Source organism: Streptomyces sp. NPDC047085, assembly GCF_040643735.1.
Classification (GTDB): domain Bacteria; phylum Actinomycetota; class Actinomycetes; order Streptomycetales; family Streptomycetaceae; genus Streptomyces.
The window spans coordinates 403597-419814 of the sequence record NZ_JBEYUW010000005.1 but is presented as its reverse complement, the minus strand read 5'-3'; the positions used below and the strand labels follow the sequence as shown (position 1 = coordinate 419814).

At 70.6% G+C, this 16218-nt stretch carries 13 protein-coding genes; 3 read left to right on the top strand and 10 right to left on the bottom strand.

The features are described 5' to 3' along the window. Positions 1–2 precede the first annotated feature (2 nt). Genes galK through galT form a run of 3 tightly spaced genes read right to left on the bottom strand, consistent with a single transcriptional unit; the run spans position 3 to position 3177 of the window. The gene (galK, locus tag ABZ865_RS20605; protein ID WP_361231963.1) at positions 3–1157 is read right to left on the bottom strand and encodes a galactokinase; all 1155 of its coding nucleotides are present in this window, start codon (positions 1155–1157) and stop codon (positions 3–5) included. Continuing rightward, a complete protein-coding gene (gene galE, locus ABZ865_RS20600; protein ID WP_361231960.1) occupies positions 1157–2119 on the bottom strand; it encodes a UDP-glucose 4-epimerase GalE in 963 nt (320 codons plus the stop codon). The genes galK and galE overlap by 1 nt, the downstream gene beginning before the upstream one ends. Beyond that, complete coding sequence (gene galT, locus ABZ865_RS20595; RefSeq protein WP_361231958.1) at positions 2116–3177, bottom strand: galactose-1-phosphate uridylyltransferase; 1062 nt, start codon at positions 3175–3177, stop codon at positions 2116–2118. Before galT ends, galE begins: the two co-directional genes overlap by 4 nt. 195 nt (positions 3178–3372) lie before the next feature. On the opposite strand from galT, the gene ABZ865_RS20590 reads away from it, so the two are divergent. Together ABZ865_RS20590 and ABZ865_RS20585 are read left to right on the top strand one after the other, a co-directional pair. Then, a complete protein-coding gene (locus tag ABZ865_RS20590) occupies positions 3373–5064 on the top strand; it encodes a sodium:solute symporter family protein (protein ID WP_361231956.1) in 1692 nt (563 codons plus the stop codon). Positions 5065–5085: 21 nt separating this feature from the next. Continuing rightward, positions 5086–5424, top strand: coding sequence for a hypothetical protein (locus tag ABZ865_RS20585; protein WP_361231954.1), 339 nt, complete (start codon positions 5086–5088; stop codon positions 5422–5424). Between the two features lie 12 nt (positions 5425–5436). Here ABZ865_RS20585 and ABZ865_RS20580 read toward each other — a convergent pair whose 3' ends face one another. The 4 genes from ABZ865_RS20580 to ABZ865_RS20565 form a co-directional block, all read right to left on the bottom strand. Continuing rightward, positions 5437–6123, bottom strand: coding sequence for a LuxR C-terminal-related transcriptional regulator (locus tag ABZ865_RS20580; RefSeq protein WP_361231952.1), 687 nt, complete (start codon positions 6121–6123; stop codon positions 5437–5439). 199 nt (positions 6124–6322) lie between these two features. After that, positions 6323–8185 (bottom strand): PQQ-binding-like beta-propeller repeat protein, encoded by a 1863-nt coding sequence (locus ABZ865_RS20575; protein WP_361231950.1) that lies wholly within the window; start codon positions 8183–8185, stop codon positions 6323–6325. Positions 8186–8333: 148 nt separating this feature from the next. Then, on the bottom strand, positions 8334–10133 hold the full coding sequence (locus ABZ865_RS20570) for a PQQ-binding-like beta-propeller repeat protein (protein WP_361231948.1): 1800 nt from the start codon (positions 10131–10133) through the stop codon (positions 8334–8336). A 245-nt stretch (positions 10134–10378) separates the two neighbouring features. Further along, positions 10379–12187: an ABC-F family ATP-binding cassette domain-containing protein gene (locus tag ABZ865_RS20565; RefSeq protein WP_361231946.1), complete on the bottom strand. Its 1809-nt coding sequence runs from the start codon at positions 12185–12187 to the stop codon at positions 10379–10381. A 157-nt stretch (positions 12188–12344) separates the two neighbouring features. On the opposite strand from ABZ865_RS20565, the gene ABZ865_RS20560 reads away from it, so the two are divergent. Continuing rightward, on the top strand, positions 12345–12938 hold the full coding sequence (locus tag ABZ865_RS20560; RefSeq protein ID WP_361232292.1) for a Uma2 family endonuclease: 594 nt from the start codon (positions 12345–12347) through the stop codon (positions 12936–12938). A gap of 5 nt (positions 12939–12943) precedes the next feature. On the opposite strand, the gene ABZ865_RS20555 is transcribed toward ABZ865_RS20560, so the two are convergent. From ABZ865_RS20555 to ABZ865_RS20545, 3 genes are all read right to left on the bottom strand, one after another. After that, positions 12944–13837, bottom strand: coding sequence for a 4-(cytidine 5'-diphospho)-2-C-methyl-D-erythritol kinase (locus ABZ865_RS20555; RefSeq protein WP_361231944.1), 894 nt, complete (start codon positions 13835–13837; stop codon positions 12944–12946). Continuing rightward, on the bottom strand, positions 13834–14730 hold the full coding sequence (gene rsmA / locus ABZ865_RS20550; protein ID WP_361231942.1) for a 16S rRNA (adenine(1518)-N(6)/adenine(1519)-N(6))-dimethyltransferase RsmA: 897 nt from the start codon (positions 14728–14730) through the stop codon (positions 13834–13836). Before rsmA ends, ABZ865_RS20555 begins: the two co-directional genes overlap by 4 nt. 76 nt (positions 14731–14806) lie before the next feature. Next, positions 14807–16213: a ubiquitin-like domain-containing protein gene (locus ABZ865_RS20545; protein WP_361231940.1), complete on the bottom strand. Its 1407-nt coding sequence runs from the start codon at positions 16211–16213 to the stop codon at positions 14807–14809. Between the last annotated feature and the right edge of the window lie 5 nt (positions 16214–16218).

The window sequence follows — 16218 nt, the reverse complement described above, 5'->3', positions numbered from 1 at the left end:
AATCAGCCGACCCGCCGCGCCCCCGCCGCGGGCACCGCCTCGAACACCCGCGGCGCCGTGAAGCCGGCTGTGGTGAAGGCTTCTTCGAGGGCTTTGGTGAGGGTGTCGACGTCGGTGGTCTCGGTGAGGACGATGGCCGAGCCGCCGAAGCCGCCGCCGGTCATGCGGGCGCCGAGGGCGCCGTTCGCCAGGGCGGTGTCGACGACCAGGTCCAGCTCGGGGCAGGAGATGCGGAAGTCGTCGCGCAGGGAGGCGTGGCCCTCGGTGAGGACCGGGCCGATCGCGCGGGTCTCGCCTGCGTGGAGGAGGGACACGACCCGCTCCACCCGCTGGTCCTCCGTCACGACGTGCCGGACCAGGCGGACGACCTCCTCCTCGTCGCCGAGGCGGGCGAGGGCGGCGTCCAGGTCGGCGTAGGGGATGTCCCGAAGGGCGTCGACGCCGAGCAGGGCCGCGCCCTTCTCGCAGCCGGCCCGGCGCTTGCCGTACTCGCCGCCGCTGTGGGCGTGCTTGACCTGGGTGTCGACGACCAGCAGGCGCAGGCCCTCGGCAGCGAGGTCGAAGGGGATCTGCCGCTGGGACAGGTCCCGGGTGTCGAGGAACAGCGCGTGGCCGTCCTCGCAGCAGGCCGAGGCGGTCTGGTCCATGATCCCGGTGGGGGCGCCGACGTAGACGTTCTCGGCGCGCTGGCACAGCCGGGCCAGCTGCCAGCGCTGCAGACCGAGGTCGTACAGGTCGTTCAGGGCGAGCGCGACGACGACCTCCAGGGCCGCCGAGGAGGACAGGCCGGCGCCGGTCGGGACCGTGGAGGACAGGTGGATGTCCGCGCCGGTGATCGCGTGCCCGGCCTCGCGCAGGCCCCAGACCACGCCCGCCGGGTAGGCCGTCCAGTCCGGGTCGCTCCCCGGGGCGAGCGCGTCGAGCGCCAGCTCGACGACCGGGCCCGGGGCGTCCGCCGAGTGCAGGCGCAGGACGCCGTCGGCGCGGCGGGAGACCGCCGCCGTCACCCGGTGCGGCAGCGCGAACGGCATGACGAAGCCGTCGTTGTAGTCGGTGTGCTCGCCGATGAGGTTGACGCGACCGGGTGCCGCCCAGACGCCCTCCGGTTCGGCCCCGTACAGCTCGGTGAAGCGCTCCCGGACCTGCTGTGCCCCCACTACTGCTCCCTTGCGATGCTCTGCGCGAACTCCCACGCGTCCGCGACGATCCCGGCGAGGTCCGCGCGGGACGGGTTCCAGCCCAGTTTCTCGCGGGCCGTGTCCGCCGAGGCGACCAGGACCGCGGGGTCGCCGCCGCGGCGCGGGGCGACGACCTCGGGGATCGGGTGCCCGGTGACCTGTCGGACGGTCTCGACGACCTCGCGGACGGAGAAGCCGTTGCCGTTGCCGAGGTTGCAGATCAGGTGCTCGCCCCGCCGGGCGGCCGTCAGGGCCAGCAGGTGGGCCTCGGCCAGGTCCGCGACGTGAATGTAGTCGCGGACGCAGGTGCCGTCCGGGGTCGGGTAGTCGTCGCCGTAGACGGAGATCGCGTCGCGGCGGCCCTGGGCGACCTGGAGGACGAGCGGGATGAGGTGCGACTCGGGGTCGTGGCGCTCGCCGTAGGCGCCGTACGCACCCGCCACGTTGAAGTAGCGCAGGGAGACCGCGGCCAGGCCGTGGGCGTTCGCCTCGCTGGTGATCATGTGGTCGACGGCCAGCTTGGAGGCGCCGTAGGGGTTGGTGGGCCGGGTCGGGGCGCTCTCCACGATCGGGACCTGCTCCGGCTCGCCGTAGGTGGCCGCCGTGGAGGAGAAGACCAGCGTGCGCACACCCGCCTCGCGCATGGCGCCGAGCAGGGCCATGGTGCCGGCGACGTTGTTGTCCCAGTACTTCTCCGGCTTCACGACCGACTCCCCGACCTGGGAGGAGGCGGCGAAGTGCAGCACGCCGTCGTAGGAGGAGTCGAGCCACTTGGCGGCGTCACGGATGTCGCCCTCGACGAACGCGGCACCGGCGGGCACGCCCGCGCGGAAGCCGGTGGAGAGGTTGTCGAGGACGGTGACCTCGTGCCCGGCCTCCAGCAGATGCTGGGCCACGACACTGCCGACGTAACCCGCGCCACCCGTCACCAGGTACTTCATGAACTCGCTACCTCTCGCAGTCGCTCGGCCGCGCGCTCCGGCGGCACGTCGTTGATGAACACACTCATGCCGGACTCGGAACCCGCGAGGAACTTCAGCTTGCCGGAAGTGCGGCGGATGGTGAAAAGCTCGAGGTGGAGCGCGAAGTCGTCGCGCGTGACACCGTCGAACTCCTCCAGCGCGCCGAACGGGGCCTGATGCCAGCCCGCGATGTACGGCGTCGGCGGCTCACCCGTGCCGAAGATCCGGTCGAAGCGCCTCAAGAGTTCCAGATAGACCTTGGGGAACTCTGTGCGCGCCGCCTCGTCGAGGGCGAGCAGATCCGGCACCCGGCGCTTCGGGTACAGGTGGACCTCGTACGGCCAGTGCGCGGCGTACGGCACGAAGGCCGCCCAGTGTTCACCCTCAAGGACGACCCGCTCGCCGGCGAGTTCACGCTCCAGGACGGCGTCGAACAGGTTCTCCCCGCCGGAGGCCTCCTGATGGGCGGCGAGCGAGCGGAGCATCAGCGCGGTGCGGGGAGTGGTGAAGGGGTACGCGTAGATCTGACCGTGGGGGTGCCCCAGGGTCACGCCGATCTCCTCGCCCCGGTTCTCGAAACAGAACACCTGTTTGACGGAGGGCAGATGCGACAGCTCCGACGTCCGGTCCGTCCACGCGTCCAGGACGAGCCGTGCCTGTTCCTCCGAGAGATCGGCGAAGGACGCGTCATGGTCGGAGGTGAAGCAGACGACCTCGCAGCGGCCGAGATCGCCGGCGAGGGAGGGGAAGCGGTTCTCGAAGACGACGACGTCGTACGAGGATTCCGGGATCTCGCTGAGTCGCTCGCCCCCGCTCGGGCACAGCGGGCACTCGTCGGCGGGCGGGTGGTAGGTGCGGCCCTGGCGGTGGGAGGCGACGGCGACCGAGTCGCCGAGCAGCACGTCGTGGCGGATCTCGGCCGTGGTGACCGTGGGCTCCAGCGGGCGTCGGTCGACGGCGTCGCGCACGGTGTCGTCCCGCAGGTCGTAGTAGATCAGCTCACGACCGTCGGCCAGTCGGGTCGAGGTCTTCTTCACGGAGGACTCCTTGTTCAGCCCCTAGAGGCGTGTCCCGCACCTGGTCGCTCAACACAACCAAACATAACAAACCACAACTCGACAACACTCGGTACGATCACAATCAAACAAAGAACACCATCAGAAGTGTTCAATTACTGAACGCGGAGGCGTAGGTTCCGCTCTGGATCAGTTCGCGCAACGAAGCGAGTTCTCATGCAAACCCACCCAACCGGCTCCCTCCCCCTGGCGGCGGAGCTACGGCTCCCCACCAACGGGCTGGACTACGCGATCCTGGCGATCTACTTCGTCGTCGTCCTCGGCATCGGCTTCGCGGCCCGCCGCTCGGTGAAGACCAGCCTCGACTTCTTCCTGTCCGGACGCTCGCTGCCCGCGTGGATCACCGGCCTCGCCTTCATCTCGGCGAACCTGGCGGCCACCGAGATCCTGGGCATGGCCGCGAACAGCGCGCAGTACGGCGCCTACACCGTGCACTGGTACTGGGTCGGCGCCATCCCCGCCATGGTCTTCCTGGGCCTGGTGATGATGCCCTTCTACTACGGCAGCAAGGTCCGCTCGGTCCCCGAGTTCCTGCTGCTGCGCTTCGACCGGGGCGCCCACCTGCTCAGTTCGATCCTGTTCGCCTTCGCCGCCATCCTGATCGCCGGCGTCAACCTCTACGCCCTCGCGATCGTCGTCGAGGCACTGCTGGGCTGGCCGCAGTGGGTGGCCATCGTGGTCGCCGGCGCGTTCGTGCTCGCGTACATCACGCTGGGCGGCCTGTCCTCCGCGATCTACAACGAGGTCCTGCAGTTCTTCGTGATCCTGGCCGCCCTCATCCCGATCACCGTCCTCGGCCTGAAGAAGGTCGGCGGCTGGGGCGGGCTGACCGACAAGCTCACCGCGACGCACGGCGCGAACTTCACCACCGCCTGGGGCGGGACCGGCATCGGCCACGTCAACCCGCTCGGCGCGAACTGGCTGACCATCGTGCTCGGCCTCGGCTTCGTGCTGTCCTTCGGCTACTGGACGACCAACTTCGCCGAGGTGCAGCGCGCGCTGTCCGCGAAGAACCTCTCGGCCGGCCAGCGGACCCCGCTGATCGCCGCCTACCCGAAGATCTTCATCGTCTTCCTGGTGATGATCCCGGGCCTGGTCGCCGCCGCCCTCGTCCCGAAGATCGGCACCGCCGGCTCGGGCCTGCAGTACAACGACGCCATCCCCTACCTGATGCAGGAGCTGCTGCCCAACGGCGTGCTCGGCATCGCGGTCACCGGACTGCTGGCCGCGTTCATGGCGGGCATGGCGGCGAACGTGTCGTCCTTCAACACGGTGTTCACCAACGACATCTGGGCGAAGTACGCGGTGCAGGGCCGGGAGGACGGGTACTACGTGCGGTTCGGCCGCCTGATCACCGTGATCGGCGTGTGCGCCTCGATCGGTACGGCGTTCCTGGCCTCGTCGTTCTCGAACATCATGGCGTACCTCCAGACCCTGTTCTCCTTCTTCAACGTGCCGATGTTCGTCGTGTTCATCGTCGGCATGTTCTGGAAGCGGGCGTCCGCGAAGTCCGGGTTCTGGGGTCTGCTCGCGGGAACGACCGCGGCGATGATCAACTACTTCGTCTTCTACAAGAAGGGGATCATCTCCATCCCCACCGACCAGGGCGCCAACTTCGTCTCCGCGATCGCCGGCTTCGTCGCCGGTGCGGTCGTGATGGTCGCGGTGTCCCTGTTCACCCGGCCGAAGCCGGCGGAGGAACTCCAGGGGCTCGTCTACGGCACCCGCTCCCCCGGCATGTCCGAACCGCCCGCGCCCGGTGACGAGGCCTGGTACCGCAAGCCGGCCCTGCTGGGCTGGGGCGCGGTCGTGCTGGCCGCCGTCTGCTACATCCCGTTCTCGTTCTGACGCGGGAGGATCGAGGAAACCATGTCCGCACACCCCGAACACCCCGAGCACCCCGACCGGCACCACCACTACACCGAGCAGGAGGTGGCGCGGGAAGTCGACGAACTGGAGACCAAGTCGGCGACCGCGGCCCGCATCTTCGACCTGCGCCGCATCATCGGTGGCCTGTTCGTGGTCTACGGCGTCATCGTCACGATCACCGGCCTCACGGACTCGCAGTCCGCGATCGACAAGGCCGAGGGCGTCAACATCAACCTCTGGACCGGCATCGGCATGCTGCTCCTCGGGATCTTCTTCCTGGCCTGGCTGAAGTTGCGTCCGGCTCCGCCGCCGGTGCCTCCCGTGGACACCGACGAGTAAGGCCGTACCCCGCTACAGCTCCGGGGACTTGGTGAGTGGGCCCGCCCTGTCCAGGAGGCCCGTACGCGCGGCCAGCGCGGCCGCTTCCAGGCGGGAGCCGACGCCCAGTTTCATCAGGACGCGCTGGACGTGCGTGCGGGCGGTGCTGGGGGCGATGCCCATTCCCGCCGCGATCAGGCGGGTGTCCTCGCCGTCGGCGACCCGCACCAGGACCTCGACCTCGCGCGGCGTCAGCATCTGGAGCAGCCGCTGTCCCTCGTCGTCCGGCTGCGCGGCGGGGTTCAGCAGTTCGCTGAACGCGCCCTGGAGCAACTGCGGAGCCACCGCGGCCTCACCCGCGCGCGCCTTCATGATGGCCCGCTCGACGCCCTCGATGCGTTCGTCGTGTCGTACGTACCCCGACGCCCCGGCCGCGAAGGCCGCCGCGATGCCGCGCGGGGACGGCACCGGGCCGAGGACCAGGACCGCCACCTGCGGCCGGTCCCGTTTGATGCGGACCACCGGGTCGAACGCGCCCGGTTCGGCCGGCGCCGCCGTACCCAGCAGGCACACCTCCGGCGCCCGTGTGATCACCAGCTCGGCCGCACCCGCGGCCGGCGCCGCCGCCGCGAGCACCCGGTGCCCACGCAGCTTCAGCGCCGACGCCAACGCCTCCGCCAGCAAGCGGTGGTCGTCGACGACCATGAGCCGCACTCCCATAGAGCAACCCCCCAGTCCCCCCCCATGGATGCCCCACTATGGACGCCCACCGGTCCACAAGGACAGAGGGCCCCCCGGCACCCCGCCCTTCATGCCTCCCGGAAGCTACACGCTTGTTCGACGTCGCGCTGCCCCTATGCAGAGAAGTGCCCCGGATCGATGAAATCCGGGGCACTTCGAGGTGATTGGGGACGTCCCGTCAGCCGTCCGCGCCGTACGCGAGCACCAAGTACTCCTTGCCGTACGAGACCTTGTGCGCGAACACCGCCGACATGTACAGCCGACCCTGCCCGAAGAGGATCTCCGCGTAGTCCGGGAGCATCGTGGTCTCCGCCTCCCGCTGGTCCTGCTCGGACGGGTTCTGCAGCAGCGTGGTCGCCTTGAAGGAGGAGCCGTCGATGCTGACGACCTGGCCGCCCTTGTCGTACGGCGGGTGCTTGTAGGCGAGCAGGTTGCCGCCGTCCATGCGGAGCGGGTAGATCGTGTAGCCGTCGCCGGCCGGGGCGCGCTGGCCGGTCTGCTTGCCCGTGGTCAGGTCGAAGGCGACGATCTCGTTGGTCTTGCTGTACTGGTCGCTGCTGCCGTCGTGCTCCTCGGTCGGCACGTACAGCTTGCCGTTGCCGGCGACGATCTCCTTGCAGTCCTCGATGCGGGTGATGCCGTCGCAGCGGCCGGCGTAGGAGTCGCCGGGCGCGGAGATGCGGGTGAGCAGCTTCCCGGTCTTGTTGTCGATCGAGAAGTAGTCCGAGATGCCGCTGCCGTCGCCCGCGCTGTCGCCGACGTCGGCGGCCACCACCAGCGGGTCGGTGGAGACGACGCTGGCGTAGTCGATGCCCGGGGCCATCTTGTACTCGGAGATCACCTTGCCCGAGGTGGGGTCGATGGTCTGGATGTGCAGCGTGTGGTTGTCGTAGCTGCCGCACTTGCGCACCGCGACGAGCTTGGCGCCGCCGCCGTACCCGGCGTCGTAGCAGCCGTCGGTCGCCTTGGGCTGCCACAGCACCTTGCCGGTGGGGATGTCGAAGGCGGCGCCGCCGCTGGTGCTGCCGGCCGCGACGGTGTGCTGAGAGACCGTCACGTTCTGGAAGCTGACCGGGTAGTCACCGGTGCCGATGGACTTCGTCCACAGCTTGGTGCCCTTGTCGAGGTCGATGGCCGCGATCTGGGTGCAGCGCGCGATGTCGTTCTTCGACGGCTGGAAGGCGATCGCCGTCTTGTTGTCCGCGGTGACCCGCTTGCTGGCCGCGCAGACCGGGCCGGGCAGCGTGATGGTCCACATCTTGCTGCCGGTGGCGGGGTCGTAGCCGACGATCTCGGAGACGCCGCTCTTGGCATACACCTTGTCGGTCAGCCAGGAGCCCGAGGTGACGACGGTGTCCTTCGACTGGGGCAGCGGGACCTTGAAGAGAATCCTGGCTGCGGGGTCGGCCGGCGCCTTCTCCTTGCCGCCGGAGGACGTGCCGCCGGTGCCGTTCTTGCCGTCCGTGCTGCCCGTGCCGCCGCTGGAGGACGCCGTCTCGTGCTTCTTGCCGTCGTCCCCGGAGGACTTGGCGTACCAGATGCCGCCGCCGACGATCAGCGCGATCACGACGACCGCCGCGACGATGATGAAGAGCGCGGCGTTGTTCTTCCCGCCGCCCGGCTGCGCGGGCTGCGGCTGCGTCGGCATCTGGGGCCCGCCCGGGTAGCCGTAGCCGTACCCCTGCTGCGGGGCGTACGCGCCCGGCGGCGTGGGCTGGGCGTACGGGTTCTGCTGCGCGCCCGGGTAGCCGTAACCGGGCGCCGGGGTCTGGGGTGCCGGCGGCTGGGGCTGGCCGAAGCCAGGCTGGGGCTGGCCGAAGCCGGGCCCCGGCTGGGCCGGCTGGGGAGCCGGGGGCTGCTGCGGGTAGCCATAGCCGGGCTCCGGGGTCTTCTGGAAGCCCGGCGGCTGGTTCGGCGGCGCCGGAGGCTGCTGGGGCGGCGGGGCCGCCGGGGGCTGGGCCGCGGGCGGCTGGTCCTGGGGTGGGCCGAAACCGCCCTGCTGCGGGGGCTGGTTGGGCGGCGGCGGAGGCGGCTGGGTCATGACGGGGGTACCTCGGTGAAGCACTCGGGGCCGGACGGCCGGAGAACGACAGGGAACGACGGAGAACGGAGACGAGCCGGAGACGGCTGCCGAGACGGCGACGGCTGCGGAGACGGCTACCGGGACGGCGACGGCGTCGGGCCGGGGCTCACTTGCCGAAGGCCATCATCAGCTTCTCCTTCGAGTCGTCGTTGCCGGAGAGCCGGGTGGAGGAGATGTAGAAGGTCCCGCCGACCCAGTCGACGGCACTGTCGAAGAAGGTGTCCTCGATCTCCGCCGTGCCGGACGGGTTCTGCAGCAGCTTGGTCGTCGTGTGCGCACCACCGGCGACCGGGATCGACACGATCTGGCCGCCCGTGTCGTACGACGGCTGCACATACGCGATGAGCCGGCCGCCCTCGACCTTCAGCGGCGCCATCGACTCCTCCGTCGGGGACTTGACGCGCCAGCGCTCCTTGCCGGTGGCGAGGCTGATGGCGACGATCTCGTTCGCGCCGCTCGTGGCGTCGGTCGGCAGGAAGAGCGTGTCGGAGCCGACGGCGACGCCCTGGCAGCCCTGAAGGTCGCGTTCGAGGATCGCCCAGCCGCAGCGGGGGGAGAACTTCTCGTCCACCTTGACCTCCGAACGGAACTTGCCGTTGCTGGTGAAGGTGGAGATGTTCCAAGCCTTCTTGTCCTCGTTGGTCAGGTAGACCACGAGCGGGTCGAGGGAATAGGTCCGGGCGACCGTCCAGCCCTTCTTGACCGGCTGCGTCCACTTGACCTTGCCGGTGGCCGGGTCGAGTTCGGAGATCTCGTCGTGCTCGTTGCTGCCGGCGGCGTCGCAGGAGGCCACCTGGACCAGCTTGGCGCCGCTGCCCGCGAACGCCGTCGGGAAGCAGTCGTTGCCGTACTTCTTCTTGTCGTACAGCTTGTGGCCGGTGTTGATGTCGTACGCGGTGCCCGACTGCGAGCGGCCCACCATCAGGGTCTTGCCGCTGACGGACAGCTCCACGTTGAGCGCGCTGTCGAACAGCGCGCCGTCGGCGACCTCGGTGGTCCAGCCCTTCTTGCCGGTGTCCAGGTCGATCTGCTGGAGCTGGTTGCACTTGGCGCGGTCGCTCACGCCGCTCATGTAGGCCACGACGACCTTGCCGTCCGCCGACTTCTGCGGGGTGACGGCGCAGATCTTCTGCGGGAAGCTGATCGGTTCCCACGTCGGGTTGCCGTTGCCGACGTTGTAGGCGAAGACCTGCTTGTACGCGGCCTTCACCACCGTCTTGCCGGTGATCCACATGCCGGGTGCGTCGGCGCCGGAACCGGGGGCGTCGGGCGCCTCCTTGTACCAGAGGACCTTCGCCTCGCCGGGCTTGCGGCCGTCGTTGAGGTTCTCCGGGTCCGAACCGCCGTCGCCGCTGCCGTCGCCGGGGTTCACAGGCGTGTCGGTGGAGGTCTTCTTGCCGTCGTCGCTCTGCTGCGCGACCGGCTTCTTCTTGCCGCCGTCGTCACCGCCGCTCGTGACCGCGTAGACGGTGCCGCCGATGACGAGCAGCGCGGCCGCCGCGGCACCGATGATGAGCGCCGTCTTCTTCTTGGACGCCGCGCCCGGGCCGCCGGGCGGGGTGCCGGGCGCGCCCGGGAACTGCGGCTGCTGCGGGTAGCCGTACCCGGGCCCCGGGGCGTACGGGCCGGGCTGCTGCGGCTGGCCGTACGGGCCGGGCTGCGGGGGCCGGCCGTACGGGCCCGGGGTGCCGGTGGGCGCGGTGGGTGCGCCGTACGGACCCGGCTGGGCGTAGGGGCCGGGCTGCTGGGGGTAGCCGTAACCCGGCTGGGGCTGCGGCGGTTGGGCCGGGGGCGTGGACGGCGCCTGCGGAGGTGTGGGCGGGGCGCCGAATCCGCCGGCGTGCGGCGGCTGGTCCTGCGGTGCTCCGAAACCACCCTGCGGCGGCTGGTTGGGCGGCTGGGTCATCAGCGCTCTTCCCCCTCGTTCACTGATATTTCGCCACGCCCTGAGGTTCCCTTCACGGACCCAAGGTCGTACTCAGACAGTTGTCAGACGGCTCTTTCTATCACTCGGGGCAGACAGCACAGCGGGCCGCGCCCTCCCCTGTTCCCAAGGGAGGACCGGCCCGTGATGCCGCTGTTATGCGCCTTCACGCCCCCTTCACGAGGTGCGCGCGCCCCCTGCGTGAGATGGGCGGGATGCGTGAAAGGTCAGGCGTCCTCCGCCAGTTCCAGCCAGCGCAGCTCCAGGTCCTCACGCTCGCGGTCCAGGTCCTTCAACTGGGCATCGAGTTCTGCGACCTTGGCGAAGTCGGTGGCGTTGTCGGCGATCTGGGCGTGCAGCTTGGACTCCTTCTCGGAGATCTTGTCCAACTGGCGCTCGATCTTCTGGAGTTCCTTCTTGGCGGCACGCTGGTCGGCGGCGGTCTTCTCGGTCGTGGCCGGCTTGGGCGCCGCGGCGGCGGCACGCTCGGCGACGGCCTCCTCCATCCGCTGACGGCGCTCCAGGTACTCGTCGATGCCGCGCGGCAGCATCCGCAGGGTGCCGTCGCCGAGGAGGGCGAACACCCGGTCCGTGGTGCGCTCCACGAAGAACCGGTCGTGAGAGATGACGATCATCGAGCCGGGCCAGCCGTCGAGGACGTCCTCCAGCTGGGTGAGGGTCTCGATGTCGAGGTCGTTGGTGGGCTCGTCGAGGAAGAGGACGTTGGGCTCGTCCATGAGCAGGCGCAGCAGCTGGAGCCGCCGCCGCTCACCACCGGACAGGTCGCCCACCGGCGTCCACTGCTTCTCCTTGTTGAAGCCGAACGTCTCGCACAGCTGACCGGCGGTCATCTCCCGGCCCTTGCCCAGGTCGACGCGGTCGCGGACCCGCTGCACGGCCTCCAGGACCCGCCAGGTGGGGTCGAGTTCGGCGACCTCCTGGGAGAGGTAGGCGAGCTTGACGGTCTTGCCGACGGCGATCCGCCCGCCGACGGGCTGCACCTCGCCGTCCGAGCGCGCCGCGTCCGCCATCGCCCGCAGCAGCGAGGTCTTCCCGGCCCCGTTGACACCGACGAGACCGATGCGGTCGCCCGGACCGAGCTGCCAGGTGACGTGCTTGAGCAGCACCTTGGGCCCGGCCTGCACGGTGATGTCTTCCAGGTCGAAGACGGTCTTGCCGAGCCGCGAACTGGCGAACTTCATCAGCTCGCTGCTGTCCCGGGGCGGCGGCACGTCCGCGATCAGCTCGTTGGCGGCTTCTACGCGGAAGCGGGGCTTGGAGGTACGGGCGGGCGCGCCGCGCCGCAGCCAGGCCAGCTCCTTCCGGACCAGGTTCTGCCGCTTCGTCTCCTCGGTGGCGGCGATGCGCTCGCGCTCGGCACGGGCGAAGACGTAGTCGGAGTAGCCGCCCTCGTACTCGTAGACGGTGCCGCGCTGCACGTCCCACATGCGGGTGCACACCTGGTCCAGGAACCACCGGTCGTGCGTCACGCACACGAGCGCCGACCGCCGGTTCTGCAGGTGCCGGGCGAGCCAGGCGATTCCCTCGACGTCGAGGTGGTTGGTGGGCTCGTCCAGGACGATCAGGTCCTGCTCCTCGATGAGCAGCTTGGCGAGCGCGATACGACGCCGCTCGCCGCCGGACAGCGGCCCGATGACGGTGTCCAGCCCCTTGGGGAAGCCCGGCAGGTCGAGCCCGCCGAACAGCCCGGTCAGTACGTCCCTGACCTTGGCGTTGCCGGCCCACTCGTGGTCGGCCATGTCCCCGATGACCTCGTGCCGCACGGTCGCGGCCGGGTCGAGCGAGTCGTGCTGCGTCAGCACCCCGAGCCGCAGCCCGCCCGAGTGCGTGACGCGTCCGGTGTCGGACTCCTCCAGCTTGGCGAGCATCCGGATCAGGGTGGTCTTGCCGTCGCCGTTGCGCCCGACGACCCCGATCCGGTCCCCTTCCGACACGCCGAGCGAAACGCCGTCCAGCAGGGCACGGGTGCCGTACACCTTGCTGACGTTCTCGACATTGACCAGGTTGACGGCCATTTCACTCCTGTGCGCGGGGGTCGGTCAGCCTTCAAGCGTAGGCCCTGCGGGGGTGGGAGCGGATCGAGTGGGGGCGGTCACTCTTTGTGATGACGTGATCGGGATACGGCCGCTACCGTGGAGGGCAGGCAGCAGGATCCCGTCCATGGGAGGAACCATGACCGCCGAGTCCGCAGAGCACCGCCACCATTGGCCGGTGCCGCCCCCGGACGGCTACACCGTGGACGACCTGTTCACGCTGCCGGATCTCCCGCCGCACACCGAGCTGATCGACGGGAGCCTGGTTTTCGTGAGTGCCCAGCGGGACTTCCACAGCATTGTCATCGACCTGCTGGTGAGCGAGTTGCGCCGCACCGCGCCCAGGGAACTGAGAGTCCGCCGTGAGATGACCATCGTCATCGACCGTCGCAATGGGCCAGAGCCGGATATCTCGGTCGTCCGCGCGGAAGCCGTCAAGGGCCCGGAGCAGACCTACTACCAGGTCGCCGATGTCCTGCTCGCTGTCGAAGTCGTGTCACCGGACTCCGAGGCTCGCGACCGCGACTACAAGCCGCACAAGTACGCCGCTGCGGGCATCCCGCATTACTGGCTGGTCGACATGGCGGGCCAGGACAACCACCCGGTGGTCCAGGTCTACGAACGCGGCGAGGCCACCGGCACCTATGCACTGACCGGTATCTATCACGACCACGTCAAGGTCAGCGTCCCCTACGACATCGACATCGACCTGACCGCCATCGACAAGCTCTGAGCCGGTCAGAGCACCGTCGCCCCAGCCGCTGGGCCGGAGGCCACCCGCACCGCCCGGCACGTCCCCGACGCCCTCAGGGCCGCCGCCACCTTCTCCGCCGACTCGGCATCGCGCGTGAGGAACGCCGTCGTAGGCCCGGAACCGGAGACCAGCGCCGCAAGCGCACCCGCCCCCCGCCCCGCGTCCAGCGTGTCGGCCAGTTCGGGGAACAGGGACAGCGCGGCGGGCTGGAGGTCGTTGGAGACGGCGGCGGCCAGCGCCTGCGCGTCACCCTTCGCCAGCGCATCCAGCAGGTCCGCCGAAGCCACCGGCTCGGGAATCTCCCGCCCCTCCGCCAGCCGGTCGAACTCGCGGAAGACCGCCGGGGTGGACAGGCCGCGCTCGGCCATCGCGAAGACCCAGTGGAAGCTGCCCCCGACATCGAGGGTGGTCAACTGCTCGCCGCGCCCGACCCCGAGCGCCGCACCGCCGATGAGGCTGAACGGCACGTCGCTGCCCAGGTCGGCGCAGATGGCGAGGAGTTCGGCGCGGGAGGCGCCGGCGTTCCACAGGGTGTTGCAGGCGAGCAGCGCGCCCGCGCCGTCCGCGCTGCCGCCCGCCATGCCGCCGGCGACCGGGATGTCCTTGGCGATGTGGAGGTGCACGGCGGGCTCGATGCCGCGCCGCTCGGCCAGCGCGATCGCGGCACGCGCGGCGAGGTTGGTGTGGTCCAGGGGGACCTGGTCGGCGTCCGGGCCCTCGCAGGTGACGCGGAGTTCGTCGGCCGGGGTGACGGTGACCTCGTCGTAGAGGCCGACGGCGAGGAAGACGTTGGCGAGGTCGTGGAAGCCGTCGGGGCGGGCCGCGCCGACCGCGAGCTGGACGTTGACCTTGGCCGGGACGCGTACGGTGACGCTCACTTACCGGTCTCCCTCTGCTGCTTGGGCTCGCTGTGCTGCTTGTTCTCGGCGATCCGGGCGAACTCCTCGACCGTCAGCGCCTCCCCGCGCGCCTGCGGCGAGACACCGGCCGCGACCAGCGCCGCCTCGGCGGCCGCCGCGGAGCCGGCCCAGCCGGCGAGCGCCGCCCGCAGCGTCTTGCGGCGCTGCGCGAACGCCGCGTCGATCACCGCGAAGACCTCCCGCTTGGAGGCCGTCGTCTTGATCGGCTCGGCCCGCCGGACCAGGGAGACCAGGCCGCTGTCGACGTTCGGCGCGGGCCAGAAGACGTTGCGCCCGATGGCGCCGGCCCGCTTGACGTCGGCGTACCAGTTCGCCTTCACGGACGGAACGCCGTACACCTTGTTCCCGGGGGTGGCGGCGAGGCGGTCGGCGACCTCGGACTGCACCATCACCAGCGTCCGCTCGATGCTCGGGAACGTGTCGAGCATGTGCAGCAGCACGGGGACGGCGACGTTGTACGGCAGGTTCGCCACGAGCGCCGTCGGGGGCGGGCCGGGCAGCTCGGTGACGTGCATGGCGTCGGAGTGGACCAGCGCGAACCGGTCGGCGCGCTCCGGCATGCGGGCGGCGACGGTCGCGGGCAGCGCTGCCGCGAGTACGTCGTCGATCTCGACGGCGATGACGCGGTCGGCGGCCTCCAGCAGCGCGAGCGTGAGGGAGCCGAGCCCCGGGCCGACCTCGACGACCACGTCGTCGGGGCGGACCTCGGCGGTGCGGACGATACGACGGACCGTGTTGGCGTCGATCACGAAGTTCTGGCCGCGTTGCTTGGTGGGCCGTACGCCGAGGGCTGCCGCCAGCTCACGGATGTCGGCGGGTCCGAGAAGGGCGTCGGGGGTGGGGCTGCTCACGGGACAAGGGTACGGGGGTGAGCGTGGGGGGATCGCCAGGTGGCCCAGTGGCCTGGTGGCCTGGTGGCCTGGTGGCCTAGGAGTGCAACCGTGCCCCGCAATGCGGCCAAGGGGTCGTGCCCCGGCGTACGTACAGCTTCTTCGCTCGGTACGTCTGCTCCGCCGCCGAGGCGTCCTGGGGGCGGCCCGTGCCGCCGAGGCTGTGCCAGGTGTGGGTGTCGAACTGGTAGAGGCCGCCGTACGTGCCGGAGGGGTCGACGGCGTCGGGGCGGCCGCCGGACTCGCAGACGGCCAGGGCGTGCCAGTTGAGGTCGTCGGCGCCCCGTACGGAGCTCGGCCGGGGTTTGGTGCCCACGCGCACCACCCGCTTCCGCGGCCCGCGCACCACTTCGGAACCCTCCGGGCGCGGCTTCTCCTGGACCCCGTTTACCGTGCGCAGGAGGTAGGTGACCCGGCGCAGCCCGGGCTCACCCTGCTGGTCGACGACCTCGGTGCCCTTGAACAGGGTGGCGTCGTCGGTGCGCTCCACGTGGAACGGGATCTGCTCCTCGCGGATCTCCCGGGTGCCGGTCACCCGCAGCACGGTCACCGTCTGCCCGTCGCGCGGGAAGCTGCCGGGCGGCACGGAGAGGGTGTCCTGGCCGTGCAGGGTGATCCCGGCCTCCTCGACGGCCTCGCGGACGGTGGCCGCGTTGGTGCGGATGGTGTGGGTGCGGCCGTCCGCCATGAGCGTGACGGCGCGCTCGGTGCGCACGTCCAGCGCGAGCCCGGCGCGCCCGATGTTCCGCGAGCGCGAGGTCGAGAGGTACGCGCCCTCGGCGCGCACTCCCAGCTCCCGGAGCGCCCCGTCCACCGTGTGCGCCGTCGTCCACACCTCGCGCCGCTCGCCGTCCAGCGTGAGCCGGACGGGGCGGCCGTAGCGCACCGCGATCTCGTCGCCGCTGGCGAGCGGGGTGCCGGGGGCGGGCGCGACCATGTCGTGCGCCCCCACCCGTACGCCTTCCTCGGCGAGCAGCTCGGTCACGTCGTCGGCGAAGGTGTGCAGGGTGCGCGGTGTGCCGTCGACGTTCAGCTCGACCGCCTTGTCCTTGGCGACGAAGGCGGTGGTGCCGCCGGCGAGGAAGGCCACGACGAGCGCCTGCGGCAGCAGCCGGCGCACCGCGGACTCCGGCCGCTCCCCGGAACGCGCCCTGCGCCGGCGCGCGCCCCGCCCGCCCGGCTCCTCGGGCGCATTGGGCTCCGGGGCCACCGATTCCGGCAGGTCCGGTGCGGGTACGTCCGCTTCGGGCACATCCGGTCCGGGCGCGTCCGGCCAGCTCGTCACAGGCCTCGGCGGCGGCAGCACCGGCTCGGTGACGAAGTACGCCTCGGCCTCGTAGGCGGGCCGGTAGGTGTCCTCGTACATCCCGGGCAGCGTCTCCGCGCTGTGCACGGAGGCGTCATGGCCGTACGAGTCGTACGTCTCGAACTGCGACTTGCTCACGCCGA

Bases quoted from the DNA above. Each gene is read 5' to 3' on its own strand.
- ABZ865_RS20590 (WP_361231956.1), top strand. From the start codon at position 3,373: ATGCAAACCCACCCAACCGGCTCCCTCCCCCTGGCGGCGGAGCTACGG.
- galE (WP_361231960.1), bottom strand. From the start codon at position 2,119: ATGAAGTACCTGGTGACGGGTGGCGCGGGTTACGTCGGCAGTGTCGTG.
- ABZ865_RS20570 (WP_361231948.1), bottom strand. From the start codon at position 10,133: ATGACCCAGCCGCCCAACCAGCCGCCGCAGGGTGGTTTCGGAGCACCG.
- ABZ865_RS20560 (WP_361232292.1), top strand. From the start codon at position 12,345: ATGACCGCCGAGTCCGCAGAGCACCGCCACCATTGGCCGGTGCCGCCC.
- ABZ865_RS20565 (WP_361231946.1), bottom strand. From the start codon at position 12,187: ATGGCCGTCAACCTGGTCAATGTCGAGAACGTCAGCAAGGTGTACGGC.
- ABZ865_RS20580 (WP_361231952.1), bottom strand. From the start codon at position 6,123: ATGGGAGTGCGGCTCATGGTCGTCGACGACCACCGCTTGCTGGCGGAG.
- ABZ865_RS20575 (WP_361231950.1), bottom strand. From the start codon at position 8,185: ATGACCCAGCCGCCTCCGCCGCCGCCCAACCAGCCCCCGCAGCAGGGC.
- ABZ865_RS20585 (WP_361231954.1), top strand. From the start codon at position 5,086: ATGTCCGCACACCCCGAACACCCCGAGCACCCCGACCGGCACCACCAC.